Below are 22,523 nucleotides of genomic sequence, written 5' to 3'. Positions count from 1 at the left end.
CCCGCACCGGCCGCGGGCTCAGCTCACCCCGGTCGGGCGGAACTGCACACTGATCCGGGGTCCCGTGGCGCGCGCCGACTTGGGGACGGCGTGCTCCCAGGTCCGCTGGCAGGAACCGCCCATCACGATCAGGTCGCCGTGGCCGAGCGGCCGCCGCACGGTGTCTCCGCGCGCGTGCCGAGGCCGCAGCAGCAGGTCGCGCGGGGCACCCACGGACAGGATCGCCACCATGGTGTCCTCGCGGGCGCCCCGGCCGATCCGGTCGCCGTGCCAGGCCACGCTGTCGCGGCCGTCCCGGTAGTAGCAGAGCCCGGCCGTGGTGAACCGCTCGCCCAGTTCGTCGGCGTAGTGCGCGGACAGCGCGTCCCGCGCCTCGTCGAGCACGGGGTGCGGCAGTGGATCGTCCGCGCCGTAGTGGGCGAGCAGCCGCGGTACGTCGACCACCTGCTCGTACATCTGACGCCGCTCCGCACGCCAGGGCACCTCCGCGGCGAGCCGCGCGAAGAGCGCGTCCGCGCCGCCGAGCCAGCCGGGCAGCAGGTCGATCCACGCCCCGTCGCCGAGGACGGTGCGGCGCAGTCCGTCCAGCGGACCGAGGTGGAGCTCGTCGGTCTGGTCGAAGAGCGAGCCCTGGAGATGCGTGGCCATGGGGCCAGCGTACTCCGTAATCGAAAATATGTTCCATGCGCGGGGTCCGGGGCGGGGCGGGCCGGCCTACCGCCCCGCCCGCCGGGCGGGAGGCCGGCCCGGCGCCCTCAGTGGACCGGCCACCCGCCCGCACCGCTCACCAGGGGACCGGGCCGGACGCGTCGAAGTAGCCCCCGGTGGGGCCGTCGGAGCCGATCCGGGCCATGCGGACGATGATCTCGGCGCCCTGCTCGACGGTCTGCGTCCCCGTGTTGCCGTTGAGGTCGGTCGCGGTGAAGCCGGGCTCGACGCAGTTGATCCGGATGTCGGGGAAGGCCTTCGCGTACTGGGCGGTGATCATGTTGACCGCGGTCTTCGACGCCGGGTACGCGATGCCCGGGTAGCCGTACGCCGGGGCGTCGGGATCGGTGACCAGGGCCATCGAGCCGAGGCCGCTGCTCACGTTCACCACGACGGGGCCGGCGGACCGGCGCAGCTGCGGCAGGAACGCGTGCATGACGCGCACCACGCCGAAGACGTTCGTCTCGAACGTGGCCCGCATGGTCCCGGCCGTCTCGTCGGCGGCGCCGATGACGGTGTTGCCCTCGCCGCGTCCTTCGATGCCGGCGTTGTTGATCAGGACGTCCAGTCCGCCGTCGGCCTCGATGGCCTTCGCGGCCGCGGCGACGGAGGCGTCGTCGGTCACGTCGATCACGACGGCCCGTGCGCCCAGCTCCTCGGCGGCCTGCCGTCCGCGCTCCGGGTCGCGGCTTCCCACGTAGACGGTGTGACCCGCGGCGACGAGCCGGCGGGCGGTCTCGAAGCCGAGACCCTTGTTCGCTCCTGTGATGAGTGTCGTAGTCATGGCTCCAGGCTCCGGCGGGGCGGTGCGGTCAGCCAGGCGTCCCGTCTTCCTGGGACCGCCAGTACCAGGAAGACGGGCGCGAAGCGGTGCACAGTGGTGGCATGGCGAGTACGGAGTTCGGCAGCACGGTACGGCGGTGGCGCGACCGCGTCCCGCCGCAGGCGGCGGGACTGCCCGCGGGAGGACAACGGCGCGCGGCCGGGCTGCGCCGCGAGGAGCTGGCCCTGCTGGCCGGGATCTCGGTGGACTACGTCACCCGCCTCGAACAGGGCCGGGCCGCCAACCCGTCGGAGCAGGTGGTCGAGGCGCTGAGCCGGGCGCTGCGGCTGTCCGGCACCGAGCGCGAGCACCTCTTCCGGGTCGCCGGGCTCGTGCCACCGGGCCGTGACGCCGTCCCCGCCCGCATCACGCCGAGCGTGCACCGTCTGCTGGACCGGCTGGCCGGGACTCCCGTCGCGGTCTACGACGCGGCCTGGACGCTGCTGCTGTCCAACCCCCTGCACGCGGCCCTGATGGGAGACCCCTCCGGGTGGCGCGGCCATGAACGCAACGGCGTCTGGCGTGCCTTCCTCGGCCCGGCCGGCCGTGCCCGCTACACGCCCGAGGCCCGGCGCGCGTTCGAGGAGGGGCTGGTCGCCGACCTGAGGGCGACCGCGAGCCGGTACCCGGCGGACCGGCGCCTGGCACGGCTGATCGCGGAACTGCGGGCGAAGAGCGAACGGTTCGCCGGACTTTGGGACTCGGGCGTGGTCGGCCGGCACCAGGCGTCGCGGAAGACCATCGACCACCCGCAGGTGGGTCCGCTGACGCTGGACTGCGACGTGCTCAGCGTCGCCGGTGACGACCTGCGCATCATGGTCTACACGGCGGAGCCCGGCACGGACGACGCCGAACGCGTGGCGCTGCTCGGGGTGATCGGCACGCAGTCGCTCGTGGAGTCCTGAGAGGCGCCGTCACCCGGCCGCGGCCGGGTGACGGCGCGGTGTCGCGCGGACCGGTCCTCAGAGCTCGGCGAGCACCTCGCGGATCACATGCTCCGCGTTGGCCGCGATCACGGGGTTCGTCGTGCGGTAGTAGGGCAGTTGGACGAGAGCCATGGACAGGGCCCAGCCGCGCCCGCGTGCCCAGGTGGCGTCGTCGGCGCCCGCCGCGTCGCGGAACGCGGGCCGCGCGGAGGCGGGCAGCAGGTTCCAGGCGGGGATCAGATCGCAGGCCGGGTCGCCCGTGCCGGCCGTGGCGAAGTCGAGGACGGCGGAGAGCCGGCCCCGGTGGACGAGCAGGTTCATGGGCATGAGGTCGGAGTGGACCCACACGGGCGGGCCCGTCCACGGCGGCTGTGCCAGCGCCGCCTCCCATGCCGCCGTCGCGGCCGTCGTGTCGACCGTGCCGTGCAGTGCGTCGATCGCGGTACGCGTCTCGGTGTCCACGGCGGTGAGTGGCCCGCCACGGTAGGCGGGCGGACCTCCGGGCAGCCCGGCGTTCCGCAGGGCGGCCACGAACCGGCCGAGGCCGACGGCGAGTTGCTCCGCGTCGTCCAGGGCGCCGACCGCGGGAAGCTCACCTTCGAGCCAGCGGAGCACTCCCCACGACCATGGGTAGTCCTCGCAGGGCGGCCCCACGGCGAGCACCTCCGGGACGGGAACCGGCAGCAGCGGGGCGAGCCGCGGCAGCCACATGCCTTCCTTCAGCACGTCGTCGGCGCCCGCCGCGATGCGCGGGAGGCGGACCACCATGTCGTCGCCGAGCCGGTAGAGCGCGTTGACGGTCCCGGCCGACTCGACGCGTTTCAGCGGCAGTTCGGCCCACTTCGGGAACCGGGCGGCCAGCAGCCGTCTGACGAGTGCGTCGTCGAGCGGCGCCTCGTGGGCGTGCATCGGGCCTGCGGGCATCGGCGCCTGCTTCCTTGGATTCGGTGGGGTCGGCGGGTCCCACGGGCCGGTTCAAAGGACCCGCGGCGAGGTCAACTCCCGCCATATTGCGCCGCCTTCGGGTACCGACACAACGCGATTCGGGGCTTCCTCACGCTCCCAGGCAACCTCACGGGCACCGCTCTCGTCTTGATCGGCAACGGGTGGGTGGCGCGTCGGACTCGGTGGGACAGGGATTCCCGGGTGAAAATCCGGCGCACTATACGCTGCGCGTATACATGATGTGTATACATCGTGTGCATAGCTGCGCCGTGGCACGACGGCCGCCCTTCCCGACAGGCAGGCAGCGCCACCGCCGAGCCGCGAGCGAACGCGGCCGACCGGTGGCAGACGGAAAGGCAATCATGTACGGCAAGGCCTTCGCCCCGGAGTACCAGGGCGCTTTGACCACTCTCTCCGTGAACTCCTCGCTGACCGACGTCCTCGCGGCCGGCACCGAGCAACTGCGCGCGGCCGAGCGCGCGGGTGAGCAGGGTGAGGCGGCCCGCTCGGGCCTCGCGGTCGCCGAGGCGCACCGCCGCCTCGGGCAGGTGAAGGACGCCGACCGGGCGTGGAAGGCGAGCTACCGAACGGCTCGCGCGGCCGGTGACACGGCGGCGATGGCGTGGGCACTGTGGAGCGGGGGGACGCTGGCCCGACAGCGCGGTGCGTTCCCGCTGGCATGGCGGCTGCTGCGGCTCGCCGCCGAACTCGGCGACAGCGCGGGCGACATCGTCGTACGTGGCTACTCGCTGGCGGGAATGGCGGAGACCGGCCGCATCCAGGGCGACTACGCGGCCGTGACGGCCCTGCACGAACAGCTGCTGGCCGAGGCCCGCAAGCGGGGCGAGGCCCGCCACACCGTGTGGGCCCTGGAGGGAATCGCGCAGATCCATCGCAACACGGGTGCCTACGACACCGCGTACGCCATGTTCGAGGAGGCGGCGGAGATCGCCGCGCGGGCCGAGGACCGGCGCGGCCATGCCTGGGCCCTGCGTGGTCTCGCCGACATCGTCTCCGTCCGCGACGGGGACGCGGACCGCGCGTTGGAGCTGCTGAGCGAGGCGGAGCTGTCCTGCCGCGCGATGAAGCTGTCCGGCGCACTCGCCTACAACCACAAGATGCGCGGCAACGTCCTTTACCGGGCCGGGTGTTACGAGCAGGCCCGTGAGGTGTACGCACAGGCGCTCGCCGAGTTCGAGGCGATGAGCGAACCGCGCGGCCGGGCCCTGTCACGGCTCGGACTGGTCAAGTGCCTGGCCCGCCTCGGACGCGACCGCACGGAGACCGCCGCCGATCTCGCCGACCTGGCCCGGGTGTTGGAGCACATCGGGCTGCGGCACGCCCGCCGGATGGTCGAACGGGCACGAACCGAACTCGGCCTGGCGGCAACGGCGGAGGTGGCCCGATGAGCCCCGTAGCCCTCCAGTCACCGCCCGGCGCCCCGGAGATCCTGCGCCGCAGCCGCGCGCTTGTCGCCCCGGCCCTGGCGCAGGCGGTCGGGAGCCTGCACCCCTGGGTGGCCGAGATGGCCGGATACGCGCTCGGCCATTGCGAGGTCGGCGGCGCCCCCGCGACCGGCGCCCGGGGCAAGGGCGTACGGCAGGCGCTCGCGCTGCTCGGTGCGGAGGCCGCCGGAGGGCCGGCCGAGGCGGGCGTGCCGGGTGCGATCGCGGTGGAACTCGTGCACACCTTCTCGCTGCTCCACGACGACATCATGGACGGTGACGCGCTGCGCCGGGGCCGTCCGGCGGTGTGGAAGGCGTACGGCACCGGACCCGCCGTCCTCGCCGGCGACGCGCTGTTCGCGCTGGCAGTGGAGACCCTTGCAGCCGCACCGGACGGGGCCCGAACCGCCTGCGCCGTACGGCGGTTGACCACCGCACTGGGTGACCTGGTGCGGGGCCAGGCCGACGATCTGCTGTTCGCCGGACGGCCCTGGACGGGGCCCGGGGCGGTGGGTGTGGCGGAGTACGAGGTGATGGCCGAGGGGAAGACCGGTGCGCTGCTCGGTGCCGCGCTGGCCCTCGGTGCCCAACTGGCCGGCGCACCGGGGGAGATGGCCGCGGTCCTCGATCGGGTCGGCCGGCATCTCGGGGTGGCCTTCCAGATCGCCGACGACCTGCTCGGCATCTGGGGCGATCCGGTCGTCACGGGCAAACCGGTCCACGGTGATCTGCGGGAGGGGAAGAAGACCCTTCCCGTCCTCGCCGCGCTGAAGGCACCCGGCGGCGCCGCGCTGGCGCAACTCCTCGCCGCGGAGCCCGCTCTCGACGACGTGGGGGTGCGCCGTGCGGCGGCCCTCGTGGAGCGGGCCGGCGGGCGCGCCGCGGCCGAGCGCGAGGCCCGCCGTCATCTCGCCTCGGCGGAGGAGCTCCTGGCCGGTGCGACGCTCGCCCCGCAGGCCGCGGGCCGGCTGCGCACGCTGGTGTCCTCTCTCGCGGACCGCACGGTCTGACGTCGGCGAGCCGTCGGCCCCGTCGGTTCGTCGGCTTCGCGCCGACGGTGCTGCGACATCGGTCACATGTGCGCTCCGGCGGCTCCCGCCGGGCAACCTCCTCATTCCCTCTCACATCTGTCCGGTCGACGCGCAGTTGGCCGTCCACCGGTCGCCACGAAGTCAACGCATTCGTAAAGAGATTCCCCCAGAAGCAATAAAAGGGATCTTTCGCCTTTACATGTACATGGCAGATCGGTGAGGGTGTGGACTCGGGGCCCGACCAGCCCCCGCGGCGCCCTACAGCGCCGTGTCCCACGGTGGTCGGCGACCCCGGCCATCCCTGTACGAAGGAACTCAGTGCGTAGACCCCACATACGCCGCGTGGCGATCGCCGTCGCGGTGACGACGGCCGCCACGCTTCCGGCGGGCCCCGTCTTCGCGGCGCCCGACTCGCCCGCCCGTGCGGCGGCTTCGGACTCGTCGCCGGTGGACGCCGCCCGCGCCGCCGCGTTCGCCCATGCCTCGGCCACCGGTGTCGCCGGGGGCGACACCCTGCGCGCCAAGGACGTCATGACGGACCCGGACGGCAAGCAGCACGTCCGCTTCGTCCGTACCCACCAGGGCCTGCCGGTGCTCGGTGGCGACCTGGTCGTGCACCTCGACAAGGCGTCCGGCTACCTCGGCGTGACGCGGGCCGCCGACCACACGGTCGATCCGGCCACGACCGAGGCGAAGCTCACGCCCGAGCAGGCGCAGCAGAAGGCGGCCACCGCGGCCAAGGGCGACGCGGGCACCGCCGAACTCGTCCTGGACGCCCGTGAAGGAGCCTCGGCCCTCGCCTACCAGGTGCGGGTGACGGACAGCGACACCACCGAGGCCGGCGGCTCCCGCACGGTCGTCGTGGACGCCGGGACCGGCCGGATACGCAGCAACGTCCCCGACAACGACGAGTTCATCTCGCCGTCCCTGGCGGACACCCTGCGCAGGCGCGGCGAGCACGCGACCCCGCAGACCGGTACGGCCGGGGCGCCGGCCGCTCTCGTCGGCGCGACGGGTGCCGCCCACTACCCGGCCACCGCCAACGGCACCGGTTCGTCCCTGTTCGCCGGCAAGGTGGCGCTGAAGACGACGCAGACCGCGCGGACCAGCTTCCTGCTCAAGGACCCGACCCGGTGGAACACCGAGACGCGGGACGCCAGGGGCCAGGAGCTGGAGAACTTCTCCCGCGGCAAGAAGTTCACCGACGGTGACAACAAGTGGGGGACCGGGACCACTTCCGGTCGTGCCACCGCCGCGGTCGACGCCCAGTACGGCATCACCAAGACCCTGGACTTCTACAAGAAGACCTTCGGCCGCAAGGGCATCAAGAACAACAGCGCCGGTGCCCGCGGAATGGTCCACTTCGGGAACAAGGTCGGCAACGCCTTCTGGGACTCGGTCTGCGGCTGCATGCTGTACGGCGACGGTGACGGCGACATGTTCAAGAAGCCGCTGGTCGTCCTGGACGTCACGGGTCACGAGCTGACCCACGGCGTCGTCGACGCCACCGCCGGCCTCGAACCGACCCGCGTCGACCGGGACGGCAACCAGTACGGCGAGCCGGGCGCCCTCAACGAGTCGCTGGCCGACATCTTCGGCTCGAACGTCGAGTTCGCCACCGACAACCCGAGGAACCCGCCGAACTACCTCCTCGGGGAGAAGCTGGGTCTCGCGCAGAAGTTCCTGCGCCGGCTGGACCACCCCTCGCTCGACGAGCTCGAAGGCACGATCGACTACTGGTCGCCCGCCGCCTTCGACACCGAGGTCCACGCGGGCTCCGGCGTCTCCTCGCACGCCTACTACCTGCTCGCCGAGGGCAGCGGCCGCAAGACGATCGGCAGCGTGTCGTACGACTCGCCGACGTACGACGGTTCCCGGGTGACCGGCATCGGACGGACGAAGGCGAGCGCGATCTTCTACCGGGCGCTGACCCGCTACATGGTCTCCACGACCGACTTCCACGACGCCCGGAAGGCCACGTTGAAGGCCGCCTCCGACATGTACGGCGCCGACAGCACCGAGTACAGGACGGTGAACAAGGCCTGGGCCGCCGTCAACGTCACCTCCGCCAACACCCCTGCCGCAGGGCACTGACGGACCGCACGACGAGGGTGCCCCGCCGTCCGGCGGGGCACCCTCTCGTCATCTCCCCGGCCGGGGCACCGCGACGCCTCAGTGCTGCTGAGTCTTCGGCGGCGTCGCCTCGCTGGGGCGCACGACGACGAACCCCTCGCCCTCCAGCTTCAGTTGCACGGCCTCACCGGAACCACCACGGATCATCGAGCCGATCGACTGGGAGCGGTGCAGCGACGTGTGCAGGTGGGCCGACCAGCCCACCACGGCGTCGGTGTCGACGAACACCGGCTGATGCTGCGAGACGGGTATGACCAGCGGGTTGCCCTCGCATATCAGCCCCAGAGCGCCGTGGCCGGTGAAGACGCTGTTGAACAGACCGCCACCGGTGATGCCGGCCCCCTTCACGGTCTTGATCTCGTACGACAACGTCGCGTCGAAGCACAGGACGTTGCGTCCGTTGACGGTGAACACGTCGCCCGGCTCGATACCGACGATGAAACAGTTCTGCGCCTCGTGAGCGAACCAGGCCTCGCCCTGTCCGCGGACGGTCATCAGCGGCAACCCCTCCCCGGTGACCGCCCGCTTGAGCATGCCGCCCACACCCTGACCCTTGCGCTCGAACTGGAGATTGCCCCGGTAGGCGATCATCGCGCCCTGGCGCGCGAGCATCTCGCCGTTGACGGCGTACCTGATCGACTTGGCGTTCTGGATGGTCATGCCGGCCGTGACGGCGGGCTGCACCATGTGGTCACTGGAAAAGAGGTCACCCTTCATGCGGGCATCCTGGCCCCGGAGCGACACGTTCCGCCAAGATCGTTCCGAGTTGGGACACACGGGGTCAGTCCTGTGACACGCGGAAGGGCCGGCCCGGGTGAACCGGGCCGGCCCTCAGGGGAGCCGGTCAGGCGGCGTTGGCCGTGCCGACCTTGCTGTGCAGGCGGTGGACGACCTCGGTCAGCTGCTCGGCGACCTCGCTGTCGTCGGCGGGGTGGGTGTCCGCGAAGCGGGTCACGGAGCCGGGGATGGAGAGCTTCACGTCCTCCAGGACGGTGCCGCCCGCGATGCCGACGGCCTTGCGGGCCTCGTCCTGCGCCCAGACCCCGCCGAACTGGCCGAACGCGGTGCCGACCACGGCGACCGGCTTGCCGCCGAATGCGCCGGCGCCGTACGGGCGGGACAGCCAGTCGATGGCGTTCTTGAGCACGGCCGGGATCGTGCCGTTGTACTCGGGCGAGAAGAGGAGGAAGGCGTCGGCGCTGCCGGCGGCCTCACGCAGCCGGGTGGCGGCGGCGGGGACGGCGCCCTCGACGTCGATGTCCTCGTTGTAGAAGGGGATCTCGGCCAGTCCCTCGAACAGCTCGACCTCGGCGCCTTCCGGGGCGAGCCGGACGGCCGCCTCGGCGAGCTGGCGGTTGTGGGACCCGGCGCGCAGGCTGCCGACGAGCGCGAGGATGCGTACGGACATGGTGTTCTCCCGAAGCTGAAACATTGCCGTAATAAAACGGACCGAGGTCCGTTTAAAGGTGTACCACTTAACCGGACCGCAGTCCAGTTGTCCCCGGGTGCGGCTACGCTGGGTGCATGTCCACCCCTCTTCCGGAGTTCCCGAAGTCGCAGGACCCCTCCGCCGAACCCGTCCTGATGGAGTTCGCCACTCCTGCCGAGGCCCCGCAGCTGCGCGCCGACGCCGCGCGCAACCGGGCCCGTCTGCTGGAGGCCGCCGCGCGCCTGGTGGAGCGGCACGGAGTGGCCAATGTGACGATGGAGGCCGTCGCCGCCGCGGCGGAGGTGGGGAAGGGGACCGTCTTCCGGCGCTTCGGCGACCGCACCGGGCTGCTGACGGCGCTGCTCGACCACACCGAGCAGCAGTTCCAGACGGCCTTCATCAGCGGTCCGGCACCGCTCGGCCCCGGAGCGTCGCCCCTGGAGCGGCTGCACGCCTTCGGCTGTCGCGCGCTGCGCCTGACCTCCGACCAGCTCGACCTGTATCTCGCCGCCGAACCCAGCCCCTCCCGGCGCTTCAGCTCCGCGCCCTACCGCGTCCGCTTCATGCACGTGTGCATGCTGCTGCGCCAGGCCGAACCGGCCGCGGACATCGAACTGCACGCCCAGACCCTCATGGGGTACCTGGAACCGGCCCTCGTCCACCACCTGACCCGCCAGCGCGGCATGCCGCTGGAGCGCCTGGAGTCCGGCTGGCACGACCTGGTGGACCGGACGGTCGGACCGCCGGCCGCCTAGCGTCGGTCCGGCACCCGACTTCGTGCCCGGGGGCGCCGTCGACCCGGGGCCGCCCTCCGTCTGGCGCCCGCTCGCCGCCCGGGCGGACAATGCCGTCATGGCGCACCGCCTCGACGATGTGAGCGCACCCGCACGGCTGGCCGGTCCCGACGAGGGCATCAGCCGGGAGGAACTGGCGCTCGCCGCCCGCAATCACGGGATCCCGCTGGAGGCCCTGAGGTACGACGTGACGCCACCGGGCCTGCACTACGTGCTGACCCACTACGACATCCCGTACGCGGACCAGGACGCGTGGGAGCTGGCGATCGGCGGGCGGGTGCGCAGGCCCTTGCGGCTGGGGATCGACGCGCTCAGGAAGTACCCCGCCGTGACGAGCCGGGTGACCCTGGAGTGCGCGGGCAACGGTCGGGCCCTGCTGACCCCGCGGCCGGTGAGCCAGCCGTGGCTCGTGGAGGCGGTCGGCACGGCCGAGTGGACCGGTGTGCCGCTGCGGATGCTGCTCGCCGAGGCCGGGGTCGAACCCGGCGCGGTGGACGTGGTGTTCACCGGTGCCGACCACGGCGTCGAGCGCGGGATCGAGCAGGACTACCGGCGTGCGCTGCCGCTGGACGTGGCCCTCGGCGACGCGCCCGAGGTCCTCGTGGCGTACGCGATGAACGGCGGCCCGCTGCCCCCGCAGCACGGGCATCCGGTGCGCCTGGTGGTGCCCGGCTGGTACGGCATGGCGCATGTGAAGTGGCTTCGGGACATCACCGTGGCGGACGCGCCGTTCACCGGGTTCCAGCAGGCCGTGGCCTACCGGCTGCGGCAGGGCGCCGACGACGAGGGCGAACCGGTCACCCGGATCGCCCCCCGCGCACTGCTGGTCCCGCCCGGCTTCCCCGACTTCATGTCCCGGACGCGGGTGGTCCGGCCGGGGCCCGTCACGCTGGAGGGCCGGGCCTGGTCGGGCCGGGCGCCGGTGACCGGCGTCGAGGTCAGTACGGACGGGGGAGGGTCGTGGCGGCCGGCCGAACTCGGCCCGGGGGACGGTCACCCCTGGGCCTGGCGCTCGTGGCGCCTGGCCTGGACGGCCACACCCGGACAGTACGTACTCGGTGCCCGGGCCACCGACGCCGAGGGGCACACCCAGCCCCTCGATCAGCCGTGGAACCGGGGCGGCTTCGCGAACAACCTCGTCCAGCGGGTCCCCGTTCTCTGCCTGGACCCAGGCGACGACGTCTGACGGGTGGCCGGGCGGACCCCTCGCGCTCCCGGCCACCCGCGGCGCCCGTCAGCTGAACGGGTCCAGCGTGACGTAGGCCTGTTGCGGACTGCCGTCATGGACGAGCGACTCGTGGTTGCCGACGTCGTCGAACGCGAACGCGTACGCCTTGCCGTCGGCCATCTGCGCATGGACGGCGCGTGCGTAGTGGTTGGTCACCCCGTCCTGGTAGAAGCCCGCCGAACTCGTGTCGGGCTGGTTGGGATTGGCCAGCAGGGTGGAGCGGTTGAATCCCGCGCACAGCGTGCGGGAAATCGGCCCGCGCACCAGGTCGTTGGGTGCGTCGAGCCGCTTGTAGCAGCCGAAGACGCTGTCGGAGTCCGGCTTCTGGAAGCTGGTGACGACGGCGCCGGAGCCGTTCGTGAAGTTCATGACGCCACCCGAGACACGGCCGAAGTACTTCGTGCCGGGCTGGTCGGTGAACGGCGTCACCGTCAACGTGGACGAACTGTACTTCTGCCAGACCCGGTTGATGTAGTCGTCCATCACCGACGCGGGCAGTGCGCCCGCCTCGATGCCGTGACCGGGGGCGAGGGCGCGCAGGACGGTGCCGTCGGACCGGGTCTGGATCAGGCCCGCCCAGCCGCCGGACTGGGCCCGCAGCGCGTTGAAGAACCCGTTGTACCCGCCGGGCTTGAGATGGCCGGTGGTCTTGGTGCTCCCGTCGCCCGCCTGGACGCCGACGGCGTACGGGGCCGAGAACATGTCGACCTGGGTGCTGTTGATCCACAGTCCGGAGTCGTTGAGCGTGTACTCGGACCAGTTGAAGAGGATGTTGCGGTTCGGGTCGCTCGGGTTCTGCACGGCCGGCTGCACGAGACCGCCGGTGGTCAGCCGGAAGTCGAGCTTCTGCCCGTAGGAGAAGTAGAGCCGGCCGGAGAACTTGGGGATGCGGATCGTCTTCGACTGGCCGTTCGCCGGTCCGGCGATCGAGGCGTCCGGTGCGGGAGTCGGCGGATTGCCGCCCGCGGGCCAGGCGTGGAAGGTGCCGTTCGCGTCGGCCCAGCCCTGCCGGCCTGTCGACAACAGCGTCCCCAGGTCGTAGATGTAGACCGGGTCGCTGCGGCCGGAGTTGTTCGTGATCTTCAGGGGGATGGTCGCCGGTACGGCCGCCTCGGCGCGGGACGGTGTCCCGAACGTGAGGAACGACGCCGTGAGGGTGGCCGCGGCCACCGCCAGAGCGCGCCATCTGGGTTTCCCGGGCACTCTCTACCTCCTTGACGTGGGGGTTCAGCGAGGTGGATTTCTGCGGACGGTCGTCGTCCGTTTCCTGTGAGAGCGCTCTCAGAATTGCTCCGCACGGCGTACATGTCAACGATTCACGCACACTTGGTCCGGGCCAACTTCCCCTGCTTCGTGCGGTGTTCGCGTGAGCGAACGGCGGTGCTCGGCGATGGTTCACCTGCGGACGCCCCAACGAGCCCCTACTGTCAGGGGGTTGACCTCGCCCGTCACTCACTGGTTCAGTGGATCAGCCACTCATCCACTCGCTTTAGGGAGAACCGTGGAGGCACTGCCCCGCGAGACCATCGTGGACGTCCTGGAAGACCGGTTGCGCACGGACATACTCGACGGCCGTCACCCGGCCGGGAGTTATCTGCCCCCCGAGCGACAGCTCGCCGACGGCTACGGAGTCACCCGCACCACGCTCAAGCACGCCTTCGGCCGTCTCGTCCAGGCCGGCCTGCTGGAGACTCGGCACGGCGTCGGCACCCGGGTGCGTGACTACGCGCGCCTCGGCGGGGCCGATCTGCTGCCGATGCTCGTGCGTCACGACGCCAAATGGGTCCACGAGATCTTCGAGGTGCGGCGCGGCGTCGGTGCGCTGATCGCCGGGCGGGCCGCCGCGAGGGCCACCCGCAGACAGCACGCCGAACTCCGCACGCTCCTCACGGCCGTACGGGAGGCCGAGGACGCCGACGCGGTGCAGCTCGCCGACGTCGAAGTGCACCGCGCACTCGCCCGCGCCACCGGCAACCGGGTCTACGTCCTCCTGACGAACACGCTCTTCAACGCGTATCTGCCCGTCCGTTCCCTCCTCAACGGACCCTTCACCGACCCGGAGACCGCCCATGACCGGCTCGCACCGGTGGTGGCGGCGGTGACCGCGGGCGACACCGGGCAGGCGCACGCGGCGGCCGAGGCCTACCTCCGTGCCACCGAGCGGATCATGCTGGCCGGTCTCGCATGAGGGCCACCGAGTTCACCGAGACCATGCTCGGCACGGTCCGGCTCGACGCCGAGCCGCGCGAACGGCGGCTCAGGCTCGACCTGCGCGCCGACGCCGACACGGTGCTCCGCCCACACCGGACGACCATGGCGCGTCTGACGGGCCGGGCACGGATCGCCGGGCTCGCCGACGACACGGGGGTGAAGGGCGAACTGGAGGTGTCACCGCTCGCCCGCAGGCGCATCCGCTACCGGCTGACCTTCACCGCCGACGGACGCGTCCTCACCCTCGACGGCTGGAAGTCCGTCACCCCACGCCGCCCGGTCGCGTCGATGACCGTCCTGCCGTTCACGCTGTACGAGGGCGACACGCGGGTCGGCGCGGGCGTCCTGCGCTTCCCGCTGCTCACCGGTCTGCTGCCCTTCCTCCTCAGTTTCCGCTTCCCGCGCCGCGACACCCAGGCCGAACTCCTCGCCCCCCGCTGGAACGGCGCCCCCGGGCGCACCGAGGTCTGGTACACCACGCTGACCGACCCGGCGACCGGCACCGGTATCTGGCTGCACCACGAACTGACCGCGCCCGCCGACGGATCCGAACCGACGGCCCACGGCTGGGTCGCGGCCTTCCCCCGCGAGGGCGAGGTGCGGCACGCCCGCTTCGGACCCGTCCCCTGGACCCGGCCGGAGCACGGATTCACGAGCGACGACGTCACCGTCGCCGCCGGGCACCTGACCGGCAGCGTGGACGACTTCCACTGGAAACTGACCGAACGCCCGCAGGAACCACCGCTGTTCACCTTCCCGCGCTGGGCCTGGCGCCGTCCGCTGCTGCCCGCGGCACAGATGCTTCCGGCCGCACGTGCCGCCTACGACGGAGAATTCGCCTACGGCGAGAGGACGTTGACCCTGCGCGGCGCGCCCGGCGCCTCGGCCCGCATCTACGGCCACGGCAACGCCCAGCGCTGGACCTGGCTGCACGCGGACCTCGGCGACGGCGATGTCCTCGAACTGGTCGCCGCGGTGTCCACCCGTCCGGGGCTGCGGCGGCTGCCGCCCCTGGTCTTCCTGCGCCTGCGCCACCGGGGCCGGACCTGGCCGCGCAGGGCGGAACGGTCGGCCGTCGGGTGGCTCGGCATCGGCCGGTTCCGCGCCCGATTCGGTCTGCCGCGATGGACGGTGACCGGCCGGACCGCCCTGCGCCGCATCCGCGTCGAGGTCGACCAGCCCGCCGAGCGGACCCTCGTCCTGGAGTACCGCGACCCGGACGGCGCCCGCGCGGTGTGCCGCAACAGCGAGACCGCCGACGCCCGTGTCGTGCTGGAACGCTGGTGGGGCCGCTGGCGCCCGGAGGCCTCCTGGGTCCTGGACCGCACCGCGCACGCCGAAGCGGGCGACCGGTGACCGCCGCCGGCTTCGTCGCCGCGCTGCTCGCGGACACCGGCGACGAGGAGTGGCCCACCCGCGTGCCGGACCGGCTCGACTCGGTGCTCGCCACGCTGCCCCTGCCCGCGCGGGCCGGAGTGCACACCGCGGTCGTCGCCCTGGACGCGTACGCCGTCCTGCGCGCCGGCCGGCGACTGGCCGCGCTCGGCGCCGACGAACGCGAGAGCCTGCTCCGCTCGCTCGCCGCGCGTCCCGGGCTCGCCCCGCTGCTCGACGTCCTCAAGGTGCCGGTCATGCTCGCCGCCGGCACCGAACGGATGCCGGCCCTGCCCGCACCCACGCCGGCGCCCGAGGACCCGCCCCTCGACTGCACCCCGGCGCGGGACTGGCCCACGCGCTCCACCGCCGACGTCGTGGTCGTCGGGTCCGGCGCGGGCGGTGCGGTGGCCGCGCGGACGTTCGCACGCGCCGGCCTGAGCGTCGTCGTCCTGGAGGAGGGCGAGCACCACTCGACCGCCTCCTTCGGCCGCCGGGCCCCGCTCGACCGCTTCACCGAGCTGTACCGCGACGGAGGCGCCACGCTCGCCCTGGGCCGGCCGCCCCTCCTGCTGCCGGTCGGCCGCGCGGTCGGCGGCACCACGGTGGTCAACTCCGGCACCTGCTACCGCACTCCGGACCGTGTGCTCACGCGCTGGAGCCGGCGGTTCGGATTCGCGCTCGCCGAGGGCCTCCCGCCCCGACTCGACGAGGTCGAGCGCACCCTGCGCGTGGCCACCCAGCCGCTCGACGTGCTCGGCAACAACGGCCTGCTGGCCCTCGCGGGCGCCGAGCGGCTCGGCTGGCGGGCCGGCGCGCTGCGGCGCAACGCGCCCGGCTGCAAGGGCTCGTGCCAGTGCGTGGTCGGCTGTCCCACCGGCGCCAAGCAGAGCGTGCAGCTGTCGGTCCTGCCCGACGCGTGCGCCGCCGGCGCCCGTATCGTCACGGGCGCACGGGTCCGCCGCATCCTGCTGGACCACGACCGTCCGGGAGCACCGCGCGCCGCCGGCGTGCGGGTGCGGCGGCCCGACGGCAGCGAGCTGGAGATCCTGAGCCCGCTGGTCGTCACCGCGGCCGGCGCGCTCCAGACACCGCCCCTGCTGCGCCGTTCCGGACTCGGCGGGCACCCGCGCCTGGGCCGGAACCTCAGCGTGCACCCGGCCACCAGCGTCGCCGGGCGCTTCGCGCAGCCGGTCACCGCCTGGCGGGGCGTGCTGCAGAGCGCGGGCGTCGAGGAACTGCACGACCGCGGGATCCTCATCGAGGCCACGGCCAGCCCTCCCGGGATGGGCAGCTTCGTCCTCCCCGGCCTGGGCCGCGAGCTGCGAGGCGAACTGGAGGACTCGGAGCGGCTCGCGACCCTCGGGGCCATGATCGCCGACCGCCCCTCCGGCCGGGTCCGTGGCCGCGACCGCACCCTGGTGAGCTACGACCTCGACCCCCGCGACGGCGAGCGGCTGATGACGGCCGTCCGCGCGATGGGCCGCCTGCTGTTCGCGGCGGGGGCCGAGGAGGTCCTCACCGGTGTCGCGAGCGCCCCGCGGGCCCGCTCCGCCGGCGAGCTCGACCAGCTCCTCACCAGCGTCGGCGCCCGCGACCTGCACCTCTCCGCGTTCCACCCGACCGGTACCGCCGCCGCCGGTGCCGATCCCCGGCTCGCGCCCACGGACCCCGAGGGCAGACTCCGCGGCGTCCACGGAGTCCTCGTCGCGGACGGTTCCGTCCTGCCCGGCTGCCCCGAGGTCAACCCGCAGCTGAGCATCATGGCGGTCGCACTGGCGATCGCGGAGACCTGGCTCGAACGGGAAGCGGGCGGCGGCGCGGGCTGATCCACCACCCCGAATGGGTCACGCGGTTCGCGGACACCGGGCCGGGCGCCGAGCATGGGGGAGTCCCGTACCGCGGCCAGAGGACGAGCCTTCATGAGCACACGTACTTCCCACGGCAGAACCCGGACCGGCAGGATCGCGGTCCTGGCGGCAGCGCTCGCGTGCGGCTCCCTGCTCGTCTCGTGCGGCTCGGGCGACGACAGCGGCGGCTCCTCCGTGAGTCCTCGCCCGACCCCGCCGAACACCGCGTCCTTCAGCGGGACGCCGCCCTCCGCCATGGCCTCGGCCGCGTCCTCGATCATCGAGTCGGCCCGCGGCCAGGCGTCGGCGGCGGCCTCCTCCGCCTCCGCCCGCGCCTCGGAGTTCGAGGCGTCCGTGTCCGCCGAGACCGCCCGCTCGGCGGCGGTCGCGGAGAAGGAGCTCAAGGACGTCAAGGACGGCGGCAACGCGCGGTCGGAGGTCGCCATGACCGGACTGCCCACCGCGGAGACCGGTGGCCTGCGCGCCGTACTCGTCACCATCACCAACAAGACCGACAAGAAGGCGTCGTACGCCGTGCAGGTCGACTTCAAGAACCCGGACGGCAAGGTGGTGGAGACGAGGTTCGTGGGAGCGGAGAACCTCGAACCGGGCGCGCGGAAGCAGCCCATCGTGATCAGCAGGGAGCCCACGGAACCCAGGCTGACTCCCGCACTGGCCAAGGCCCAGCGCTACTGATCCCGTCCGCGCTCGCTCCTCGGGCGGCTGCGCCCCGCGGCGCCCGCCCGGCCGGTACGGCGGAGCGTGGTGACCCGGGCGCGGTGGACCCCCTCGGCCCCGGGCGGGCGGTCGCCGACGTCAGGCCCCCGGTTCCCGCACCAGGTGGATCAGCGCACTCGACCAGTCTCCCCGCGGCAGATCCGGCTGGAGGCCGTACTCGGTGAGCACCGTGGCGTGGTGGACGGTGTCCGTGGCGGTGTCGCGGTAGCGCGCTCCCGGAGCGAGACCGCGCAGGCGGACCGGCCGGCGCGGGGCGCCGTGGCCCGCGGTCCTGCGGCTCGCGAGCAGTACGGTCTCCGAGGCGTCCGGAGCGGTGTACTGGACGGCGCAGACGCCTTCCTCGGTGGGTGGTGACAGACGGTCCATCCGGCCGTGCTGGACGAGATGGCGCACCCGTTTGTACTCGGCGACCAAGGCCGCGCCCTCCCGCAGTTCGTCCTCCGACCAGCGGGTGAGGTCGCCGCCGATGCCCAGGGCCCCGGCCATCGCCACATGGAAGCGGAAGCGCAGCGGAACGGTCCTGCCGGTGAGCTGGTTCGGCACGTCGGTGACCCAGGCGCCCATGGTGCGCGCGGGATAGACCTGACCGTAGCCGTGCTGGATCCACATGCGGTCGGCGGCGTCCGTGTTGTCCGACGCCCACGCCTGGTCCGTACGGGACAGGATGCCCAGGTCGACCCGGCCGCCCCCGCCGCTGCACGACTCGATCCGCAGCCCCGGGTGGTCCGCGCGCAGCCGGTCGACGACGGCGTAGAGGTTGCGCACGTACGCGGGACCGAGACGGTCCGCGCCGTCGGGACGGCCGGGCCAGCCGGGTTCGCTGAACGCCCGGTTCATGTCCCACTTCAGGAAGTCGATGCCGTGGTCGCCGACCAGCCGGGTCAGCCAGTCGTGGGCCCAGTCGGCGACGTCCTGGCGGGCGAAGTTGAGGACGAGCTGGTTGCGGAGCTCGGACCGGTGGCGGCCGGGGAAGTGCAGCACCCAGTCCGGGTGGTTGCGGTAGAGGTCGCTGTCCGGGTTCACCATCTCCGGCTCCACCCACAGACCGAAGCCCATCCCCAGGTCGTGCACGGCCCGGACCAGCGGCCCCAGTCCGTCGGGGAAGCGGTCGGGGGCGGGCGTCCAGTCTCCGAGACCGGCCCGGTCGCTGCGCCGCCGCCCGAACCAGCCGTCGTCGACGACGTAGAGCTCGACCCCGAGCTCCGCCGCGCGCTCCGCGAGCGCCTTCTGACCGACCTCGTCGACGTCGAAGCCGGTCGCCTCCCAGGAGTTGTAGAGCACCGGAGCGGTCTCGTCGCCGTGCGCCAGCACATGGGCCAGCGTGTACGCGTGCCAGGCCCGGCTGGCCGCGCCGAAACCGCCGTCCGTGCACAGTGCCGCGAACGGGGGAGTGGTGAACTCCTCGCCGGGCGCGAGCGGAACCGTCGTCCCGTCGTGCCCCGCCCCACCGGTGAATCCGGCCCGCCCGTCCGGGGTGCGCTGGACGGTGACGCGCCAGCTCCCGCTCCACGCGAGGGCGGCGCTCCACACGCGCCCGTGGTCCTCGGTCGCCTCACCGGCGTCGAGCATCACCCAGGGGTTCGCGTGATGGCTGGTGATCCCGCGACGGCTCGTCAGCACGGTCTCGCCGTGCGGGAGGGGCTCGCGGCGCAGCCGGCTCTCGGCGGACCACTGGCCGGTGACATGGCTGAGCCGGTAGTCGCCGAGCGCGGGCAGGGACCATGCCGCCGAATCGGCCCGCAGCAGGGTGACCTGCTCGTCACCTGCGTTGCGGACCACGGTCCAGCGCTCGATGACGTCCGTGTCGGGCCGCACCCGGTAGTGCAGCGTGACGTGCAGGGGGTGGCGGCGGTCGCGGAACTCCAGCGCGAGTTCGCCGTCGTGGACACGGTGACCGGTGTGCTGCCACTCGAAGGCGCGGGATCCGTCCGCGAAACGGACCTGGAGGGACGGCGGGCCGTAGCGGGTCCCGCCGTCCACGGGGAGTTCCTCACCGATGCCGGGTCTTCCCTCGAAGCTGCTGACCTCGGCGGGCGGGGGCCCGACGAGTTCCTCCGCTTCCGCGAGTGTCAGCCTCGGGCCCCACGCGAGATGGCAGGGCACCCCGGAGGCGTCGACGCGCAGCGCGTACGACGTGCGCGGTGTGGTCAGCAGCCAGACCCCGGTGTCCGGGGCGAAGGAGATCATCGACGGGGATCCTCACGTTCCGCTCGTGCCATGAGACGTTCGAAAGCCAACCCTGACCTTCGATCGTGTGTCAACACCTCGCGTGTATCTGTCTTTTGCAGGTTGAGGTCGCCTCGCAGCGGAGTCTCAAGATAATCCTGCTTCTTTCATTGACAGCAGAAAATAAGGGACCTAGGTTCCGGGCCATGCGTTCGACCTCTCGCACCGAGGCGTTCTTGGCCCACACCCCCGCCGCCTCCCAGATCTTCACCACCGTGCTGTCCCACGGCCCGCTCACCCGGTCGGAGATAGCCGGGCGGACCCGTCTGTCGGCGGCCGCGGTCACCAAGGCGGTCAAGCCCCTCATCGAGGCCGGCTATCTCGTCGAGGACGTCGACGAGGACGCCCGGCAGTCCTCGCTCGGGCGTCCCGCCAACCCGGTGCGGGTGGACGGGGGACGGGCGCTGTTCATCGGCGTCAAGGTCACGGGCGACGAACTCATCGCCGTCCTCACCGACTTGTGCTGCCGCATCAGGGTGGCCCGGCACCTGCCCCTCCGCAGCCGGGACCCCAAGGCCGTGCTGGCCTCGACGGCGGCACTCGTCCAGGAACTGCTCGCCGAGGCCGACGGCTTCGGAGTCCGGGTCCAGGGACTCGGCATCGCCGTCTCCGGCGACGTGGACCGCGCCGCCGGAGTGGTGCGCTACTCGCCCTTCCTGGACTGGCGTGACGTGCCGCTCGCCGAACTCGCGGGGATGACCACGGGACTTCCCGTCACCGTCGACAACGACGTCCGGGCGCTGACCGTCGCCGAGCAGTGGTTCGGTGCCGGAGTGGGGCTCTCCGACTTCGCGCTGGTCACCGTCGGCGCCGGTATCGGCTGCGGACTCGTGGTGCACGGCCGGGTCGTGTCCGGCGCGCACGGCGTGGCCGGCGAGATCGGGCACGTCGCCATCGACCCGGCAGGGCCCCTCTGCCACTGCGGAAACCGCGGCTGTGTCGAGGCGATCGCCGCGGACTCGGCGATCGTCGCCCAGGTCCGGGAGGCGACCGGCGTCGACGTGGCCGACGCCGCCGCGGCACTGGACCTGGCACACACGGGCGACCCCGGCGCCCGTGAGGTGTACGCACGGGCGGGCGAGGCGATCGGCCGGGCCCTGGCGACCGTGGCCAACCTGCTCGGTCCCGAGCGGGTGATCATCTCCGGCGAGGGCCTGGCCGCCTACGACCTGTTCGCTGGACAGATCCGTGACGCGTTCGCCGCGGCCGCCTTCGGCTCGGCCGCGCGGTGCGACGTCCTGACCCGCCCGCTGCCGTTCGAGGAGTGGGCGCGCGGGGCCGCCGCCACCGCTATCCAGTCCTTCATCAGATCAGACACGCACTAGCACGCACGAGGAGCAACGATGACGCAGCAGAGCCGCCCTCACCTGGCTGCGCGCGGCCCAGGCCGGCGCAACGTGGTCGGTGGGCTGTTCGGACTCGGCGCCGCCGCCCTGGGCGCACCCCTGCTGAGCGCCTGCGGCGGGGGAGCGGGCGCCGACCCGAAGACGGTCACCTTCGGGTCCAACGGCGCCGACGCCACCCCCAAGTCGGCCTACGCCGCCGTCACCAAGGCGTTCGCCCGGGACAGCGGACTGAAGGTGAAGACGAACACCGTCGACCACGACACCTTCCAGAAGAGCATCTCCACCTACCTCCAGGGCACCCCGGACGACGTCTTCACCTGGTTCGCCGGCTACCGCATGCAGTACTTCGCGAAGAAGAAGCTCTGCAGCCCCATCGACGACGTCTGGGACTCGATAGGCGCCAACTTCAGCGACGCCACCAAGCAGCTCTCCCGCGGCGAGGACGGCAAGTACTACTTCGTTCCGCTGTACAACTACCCGTGGGCCGTCTTCTACCGCAAGAGCCTCTTCGCCGAGCGCGGCTACCAAGTCCCCACCAAGTGGAGCGAGTTCATCGCGCTCGCCAAGCGGATGAAGAAGGACGGCCTCGCGCCCGTCGCCTCCGGCTACGGCGGCGGCGACAGCTGGAGCATCCTCGGCGCCTTCGACTACCTCGACCTGCGGGCCAACGGCTACGACTTCCACATGTCCCTGATGCGCGGCGAGGTCTCCTGGACCGACAAGCGTGCCGTGGCCGTCCTCGACCTGTGGCGCGAACTGACTCCGTACTACCAGCAGAGCGCCGGCGGCCGTTCCTGGCAGGACGCGGCCCAGTCGCTGCTCGACAAGAAGTCCGGCATGGCCGTCATCGGCCTGTTCCTCGGCCAGCAGGTCACCGACGAGAAGATCCGCGCCGACATCGACTTCTTCCCCTTCCCCGAGATCGACGCCGCCCACGGACAGGACGCGGTCGAGGCGCCCACCGACGGCTTCATGCTCAGCCGACGGCCCAAGAACGACGACGGTGCCCGGAAGTTCCTGGAGTTCCTCGGCGGCGCCGGGGCCGAGGAACTGTACATGGGCGCCGACCCCAGCAACCTCGCCGTCAACACCCAGGCCGACACGGGCTCGTACAACGCGCTGCAGAAGAAGTCCGCCCAGCTCATCGCCTCCGCCAAGCACATCAGCCAGTTCGCCGACCGCGACAGCGATCCCGGCTTCATCTCCACCGTCGTCCTGCCCGGCCTGACCGAGTGGCTCGGCCACCCGGACGACGGCAGCGGAACGCTGAAGAAGATCGAGTCCCAGCGCTCCCGCTTCTTCACCGGCTGACCAGG

19 protein-coding genes are annotated in these 22,523 nt (G+C 72.4%); 12 read left to right on the top strand and 7 right to left on the bottom strand.

From position 1 onward, the window contains the following. Positions 1 to 18 precede the first annotated feature (18 nt). Positions 19 to 648: an alpha-ketoglutarate-dependent dioxygenase AlkB gene (locus tag ACZ4IF_RS29745; protein ID WP_467568237.1), complete on the bottom strand. Its 630-nt coding sequence runs from the start codon at positions 646 to 648 to the stop codon at positions 19 to 21. A gap of 136 nt (positions 649 to 784) precedes the next feature. Continuing rightward, complete coding sequence (locus ACZ4IF_RS29740) at positions 785 to 1,492, bottom strand: SDR family NAD(P)-dependent oxidoreductase (RefSeq protein ID WP_467568235.1); 708 nt, start codon at positions 1,490 to 1,492, stop codon at positions 785 to 787. A 101-nt stretch (positions 1,493 to 1,593) separates the two neighbouring features. On the opposite strand from ACZ4IF_RS29740, the gene ACZ4IF_RS29735 reads away from it, so the two are divergent. Continuing rightward, on the top strand, positions 1,594 to 2,436 hold the full coding sequence (locus ACZ4IF_RS29735) for a helix-turn-helix transcriptional regulator (protein WP_467568233.1): 843 nt from the start codon (positions 1,594 to 1,596) through the stop codon (positions 2,434 to 2,436). Positions 2,437 to 2,493: 57 nt separating this feature from the next. Here ACZ4IF_RS29735 and ACZ4IF_RS29730 read toward each other — a convergent pair whose 3' ends face one another. After that, positions 2,494 to 3,381 carry an aminoglycoside phosphotransferase family protein gene (locus ACZ4IF_RS29730; RefSeq protein WP_467568231.1) on the bottom strand — a complete coding sequence of 296 codons (888 nt, stop codon included), beginning with the start codon at positions 3,379 to 3,381 and terminating at the stop codon, positions 2,494 to 2,496. Positions 3,382 to 3,764: 383 nt separating this feature from the next. On the opposite strand from ACZ4IF_RS29730, the gene ACZ4IF_RS29725 reads away from it, so the two are divergent. The 3 genes from ACZ4IF_RS29725 (at position 3,765) to ACZ4IF_RS29715 (ending at position 7,972) form a co-directional block, all read left to right on the top strand. Continuing rightward, positions 3,765 to 4,811: a tetratricopeptide repeat protein gene (locus tag ACZ4IF_RS29725; protein WP_467568229.1), complete on the top strand. Its 1,047-nt coding sequence runs from the start codon at positions 3,765 to 3,767 to the stop codon at positions 4,809 to 4,811. Beyond that, the gene (locus ACZ4IF_RS29720; protein WP_467568227.1) at positions 4,808 to 5,857 is read left to right on the top strand and encodes a polyprenyl synthetase family protein; all 1,050 of its coding nucleotides are present in this window, start codon (positions 4,808 to 4,810) and stop codon (positions 5,855 to 5,857) included. The genes ACZ4IF_RS29725 and ACZ4IF_RS29720 overlap by 4 nt, the downstream gene beginning before the upstream one ends. 339 nt (positions 5,858 to 6,196) lie before the next feature. Then, positions 6,197 to 7,972: a M4 family metallopeptidase gene (locus tag ACZ4IF_RS29715; protein WP_467568225.1), complete on the top strand. Its 1,776-nt coding sequence runs from the start codon at positions 6,197 to 6,199 to the stop codon at positions 7,970 to 7,972. Positions 7,973 to 8,050: 78 nt separating this feature from the next. Here the strand turns inward: ACZ4IF_RS29715 and ACZ4IF_RS29710 are convergent, their stop codons facing one another. Together ACZ4IF_RS29710 and ACZ4IF_RS29705 are read right to left on the bottom strand one after the other, a co-directional pair. Next, entirely contained in the window at positions 8,051 to 8,728 is a 678-nt protein-coding gene (locus tag ACZ4IF_RS29710) for an AIM24 family protein (RefSeq protein WP_460385828.1), read from the bottom strand. Positions 8,729 to 8,855: 127 nt separating this feature from the next. Continuing rightward, positions 8,856 to 9,419, bottom strand: coding sequence for an NADPH-dependent FMN reductase (locus ACZ4IF_RS29705; RefSeq protein WP_345657107.1), 564 nt, complete (start codon positions 9,417 to 9,419; stop codon positions 8,856 to 8,858). A gap of 116 nt (positions 9,420 to 9,535) precedes the next feature. On the opposite strand from ACZ4IF_RS29705, the gene ACZ4IF_RS29700 reads away from it, so the two are divergent. Further along, the gene (locus tag ACZ4IF_RS29700; protein WP_467568221.1) at positions 9,536 to 10,195 is read left to right on the top strand and encodes a TetR family transcriptional regulator; all 660 of its coding nucleotides are present in this window, start codon (positions 9,536 to 9,538) and stop codon (positions 10,193 to 10,195) included. A 97-nt stretch (positions 10,196 to 10,292) separates the two neighbouring features. Then, positions 10,293 to 11,420, top strand: coding sequence for a sulfite oxidase (locus tag ACZ4IF_RS29695; RefSeq protein ID WP_467568219.1), 1,128 nt, complete (start codon positions 10,293 to 10,295; stop codon positions 11,418 to 11,420). A gap of 48 nt (positions 11,421 to 11,468) precedes the next feature. On the opposite strand, the gene ACZ4IF_RS29690 is transcribed toward ACZ4IF_RS29695, so the two are convergent. Beyond that, positions 11,469 to 12,638: a glycoside hydrolase family 64 protein gene (locus ACZ4IF_RS29690; protein ID WP_467568565.1), complete on the bottom strand. Its 1,170-nt coding sequence runs from the start codon at positions 12,636 to 12,638 to the stop codon at positions 11,469 to 11,471. A gap of 325 nt (positions 12,639 to 12,963) precedes the next feature. Here ACZ4IF_RS29690 and ACZ4IF_RS29685 point away from each other — a divergent pair, with 325 nt between their 5' ends. From ACZ4IF_RS29685 to ACZ4IF_RS29670, 4 genes are all read left to right on the top strand, one after another. Next, on the top strand, positions 12,964 to 13,650 hold the full coding sequence (locus ACZ4IF_RS29685) for a FadR/GntR family transcriptional regulator (protein WP_467568217.1): 687 nt from the start codon (positions 12,964 to 12,966) through the stop codon (positions 13,648 to 13,650). Next, positions 13,647 to 15,029, top strand: a complete 1,383-nt coding sequence (locus ACZ4IF_RS29680; protein WP_467568215.1) for a hypothetical protein — start codon at positions 13,647 to 13,649, stop codon at positions 15,027 to 15,029. Before ACZ4IF_RS29685 ends, ACZ4IF_RS29680 begins: the two co-directional genes overlap by 4 nt. Then, positions 15,026 to 16,876 (top strand): GMC family oxidoreductase, encoded by a 1,851-nt coding sequence (locus ACZ4IF_RS29675; RefSeq protein WP_467568213.1) that lies wholly within the window; start codon positions 15,026 to 15,028, stop codon positions 16,874 to 16,876. Before ACZ4IF_RS29680 ends, ACZ4IF_RS29675 begins: the two co-directional genes overlap by 4 nt. A 93-nt stretch (positions 16,877 to 16,969) precedes the next feature. After that, complete coding sequence (locus tag ACZ4IF_RS29670) at positions 16,970 to 17,593, top strand: hypothetical protein (protein WP_467568211.1); 624 nt, start codon at positions 16,970 to 16,972, stop codon at positions 17,591 to 17,593. A gap of 120 nt (positions 17,594 to 17,713) precedes the next feature. Here ACZ4IF_RS29670 and ACZ4IF_RS29665 read toward each other — a convergent pair whose 3' ends face one another. Continuing rightward, positions 17,714 to 19,822, bottom strand: coding sequence for an alpha-galactosidase (locus ACZ4IF_RS29665; RefSeq protein ID WP_467568209.1), 2,109 nt, complete (start codon positions 19,820 to 19,822; stop codon positions 17,714 to 17,716). A 185-nt stretch (positions 19,823 to 20,007) separates the two neighbouring features. On the opposite strand from ACZ4IF_RS29665, the gene ACZ4IF_RS29660 reads away from it, so the two are divergent. Together ACZ4IF_RS29660 and ACZ4IF_RS29655 are read left to right on the top strand one after the other, a co-directional pair. After that, positions 20,008 to 21,186: an ROK family transcriptional regulator gene (locus ACZ4IF_RS29660; RefSeq protein WP_359490242.1), complete on the top strand. Its 1,179-nt coding sequence runs from the start codon at positions 20,008 to 20,010 to the stop codon at positions 21,184 to 21,186. Between the two features lie 18 nt (positions 21,187 to 21,204). Continuing rightward, complete coding sequence (locus tag ACZ4IF_RS29655; RefSeq protein WP_467568207.1) at positions 21,205 to 22,518, top strand: ABC transporter substrate-binding protein; 1,314 nt, start codon at positions 21,205 to 21,207, stop codon at positions 22,516 to 22,518. Positions 22,519 to 22,523: the final 5 nt, after the last annotated feature.

The sequence above is a fragment of the Streptomyces sp. NPDC025784 genome, from assembly GCF_055558435.1.
Note: the sequence above shows the minus strand (reverse complement) of the source record. Positions and strands in the feature narration are given on the sequence as shown.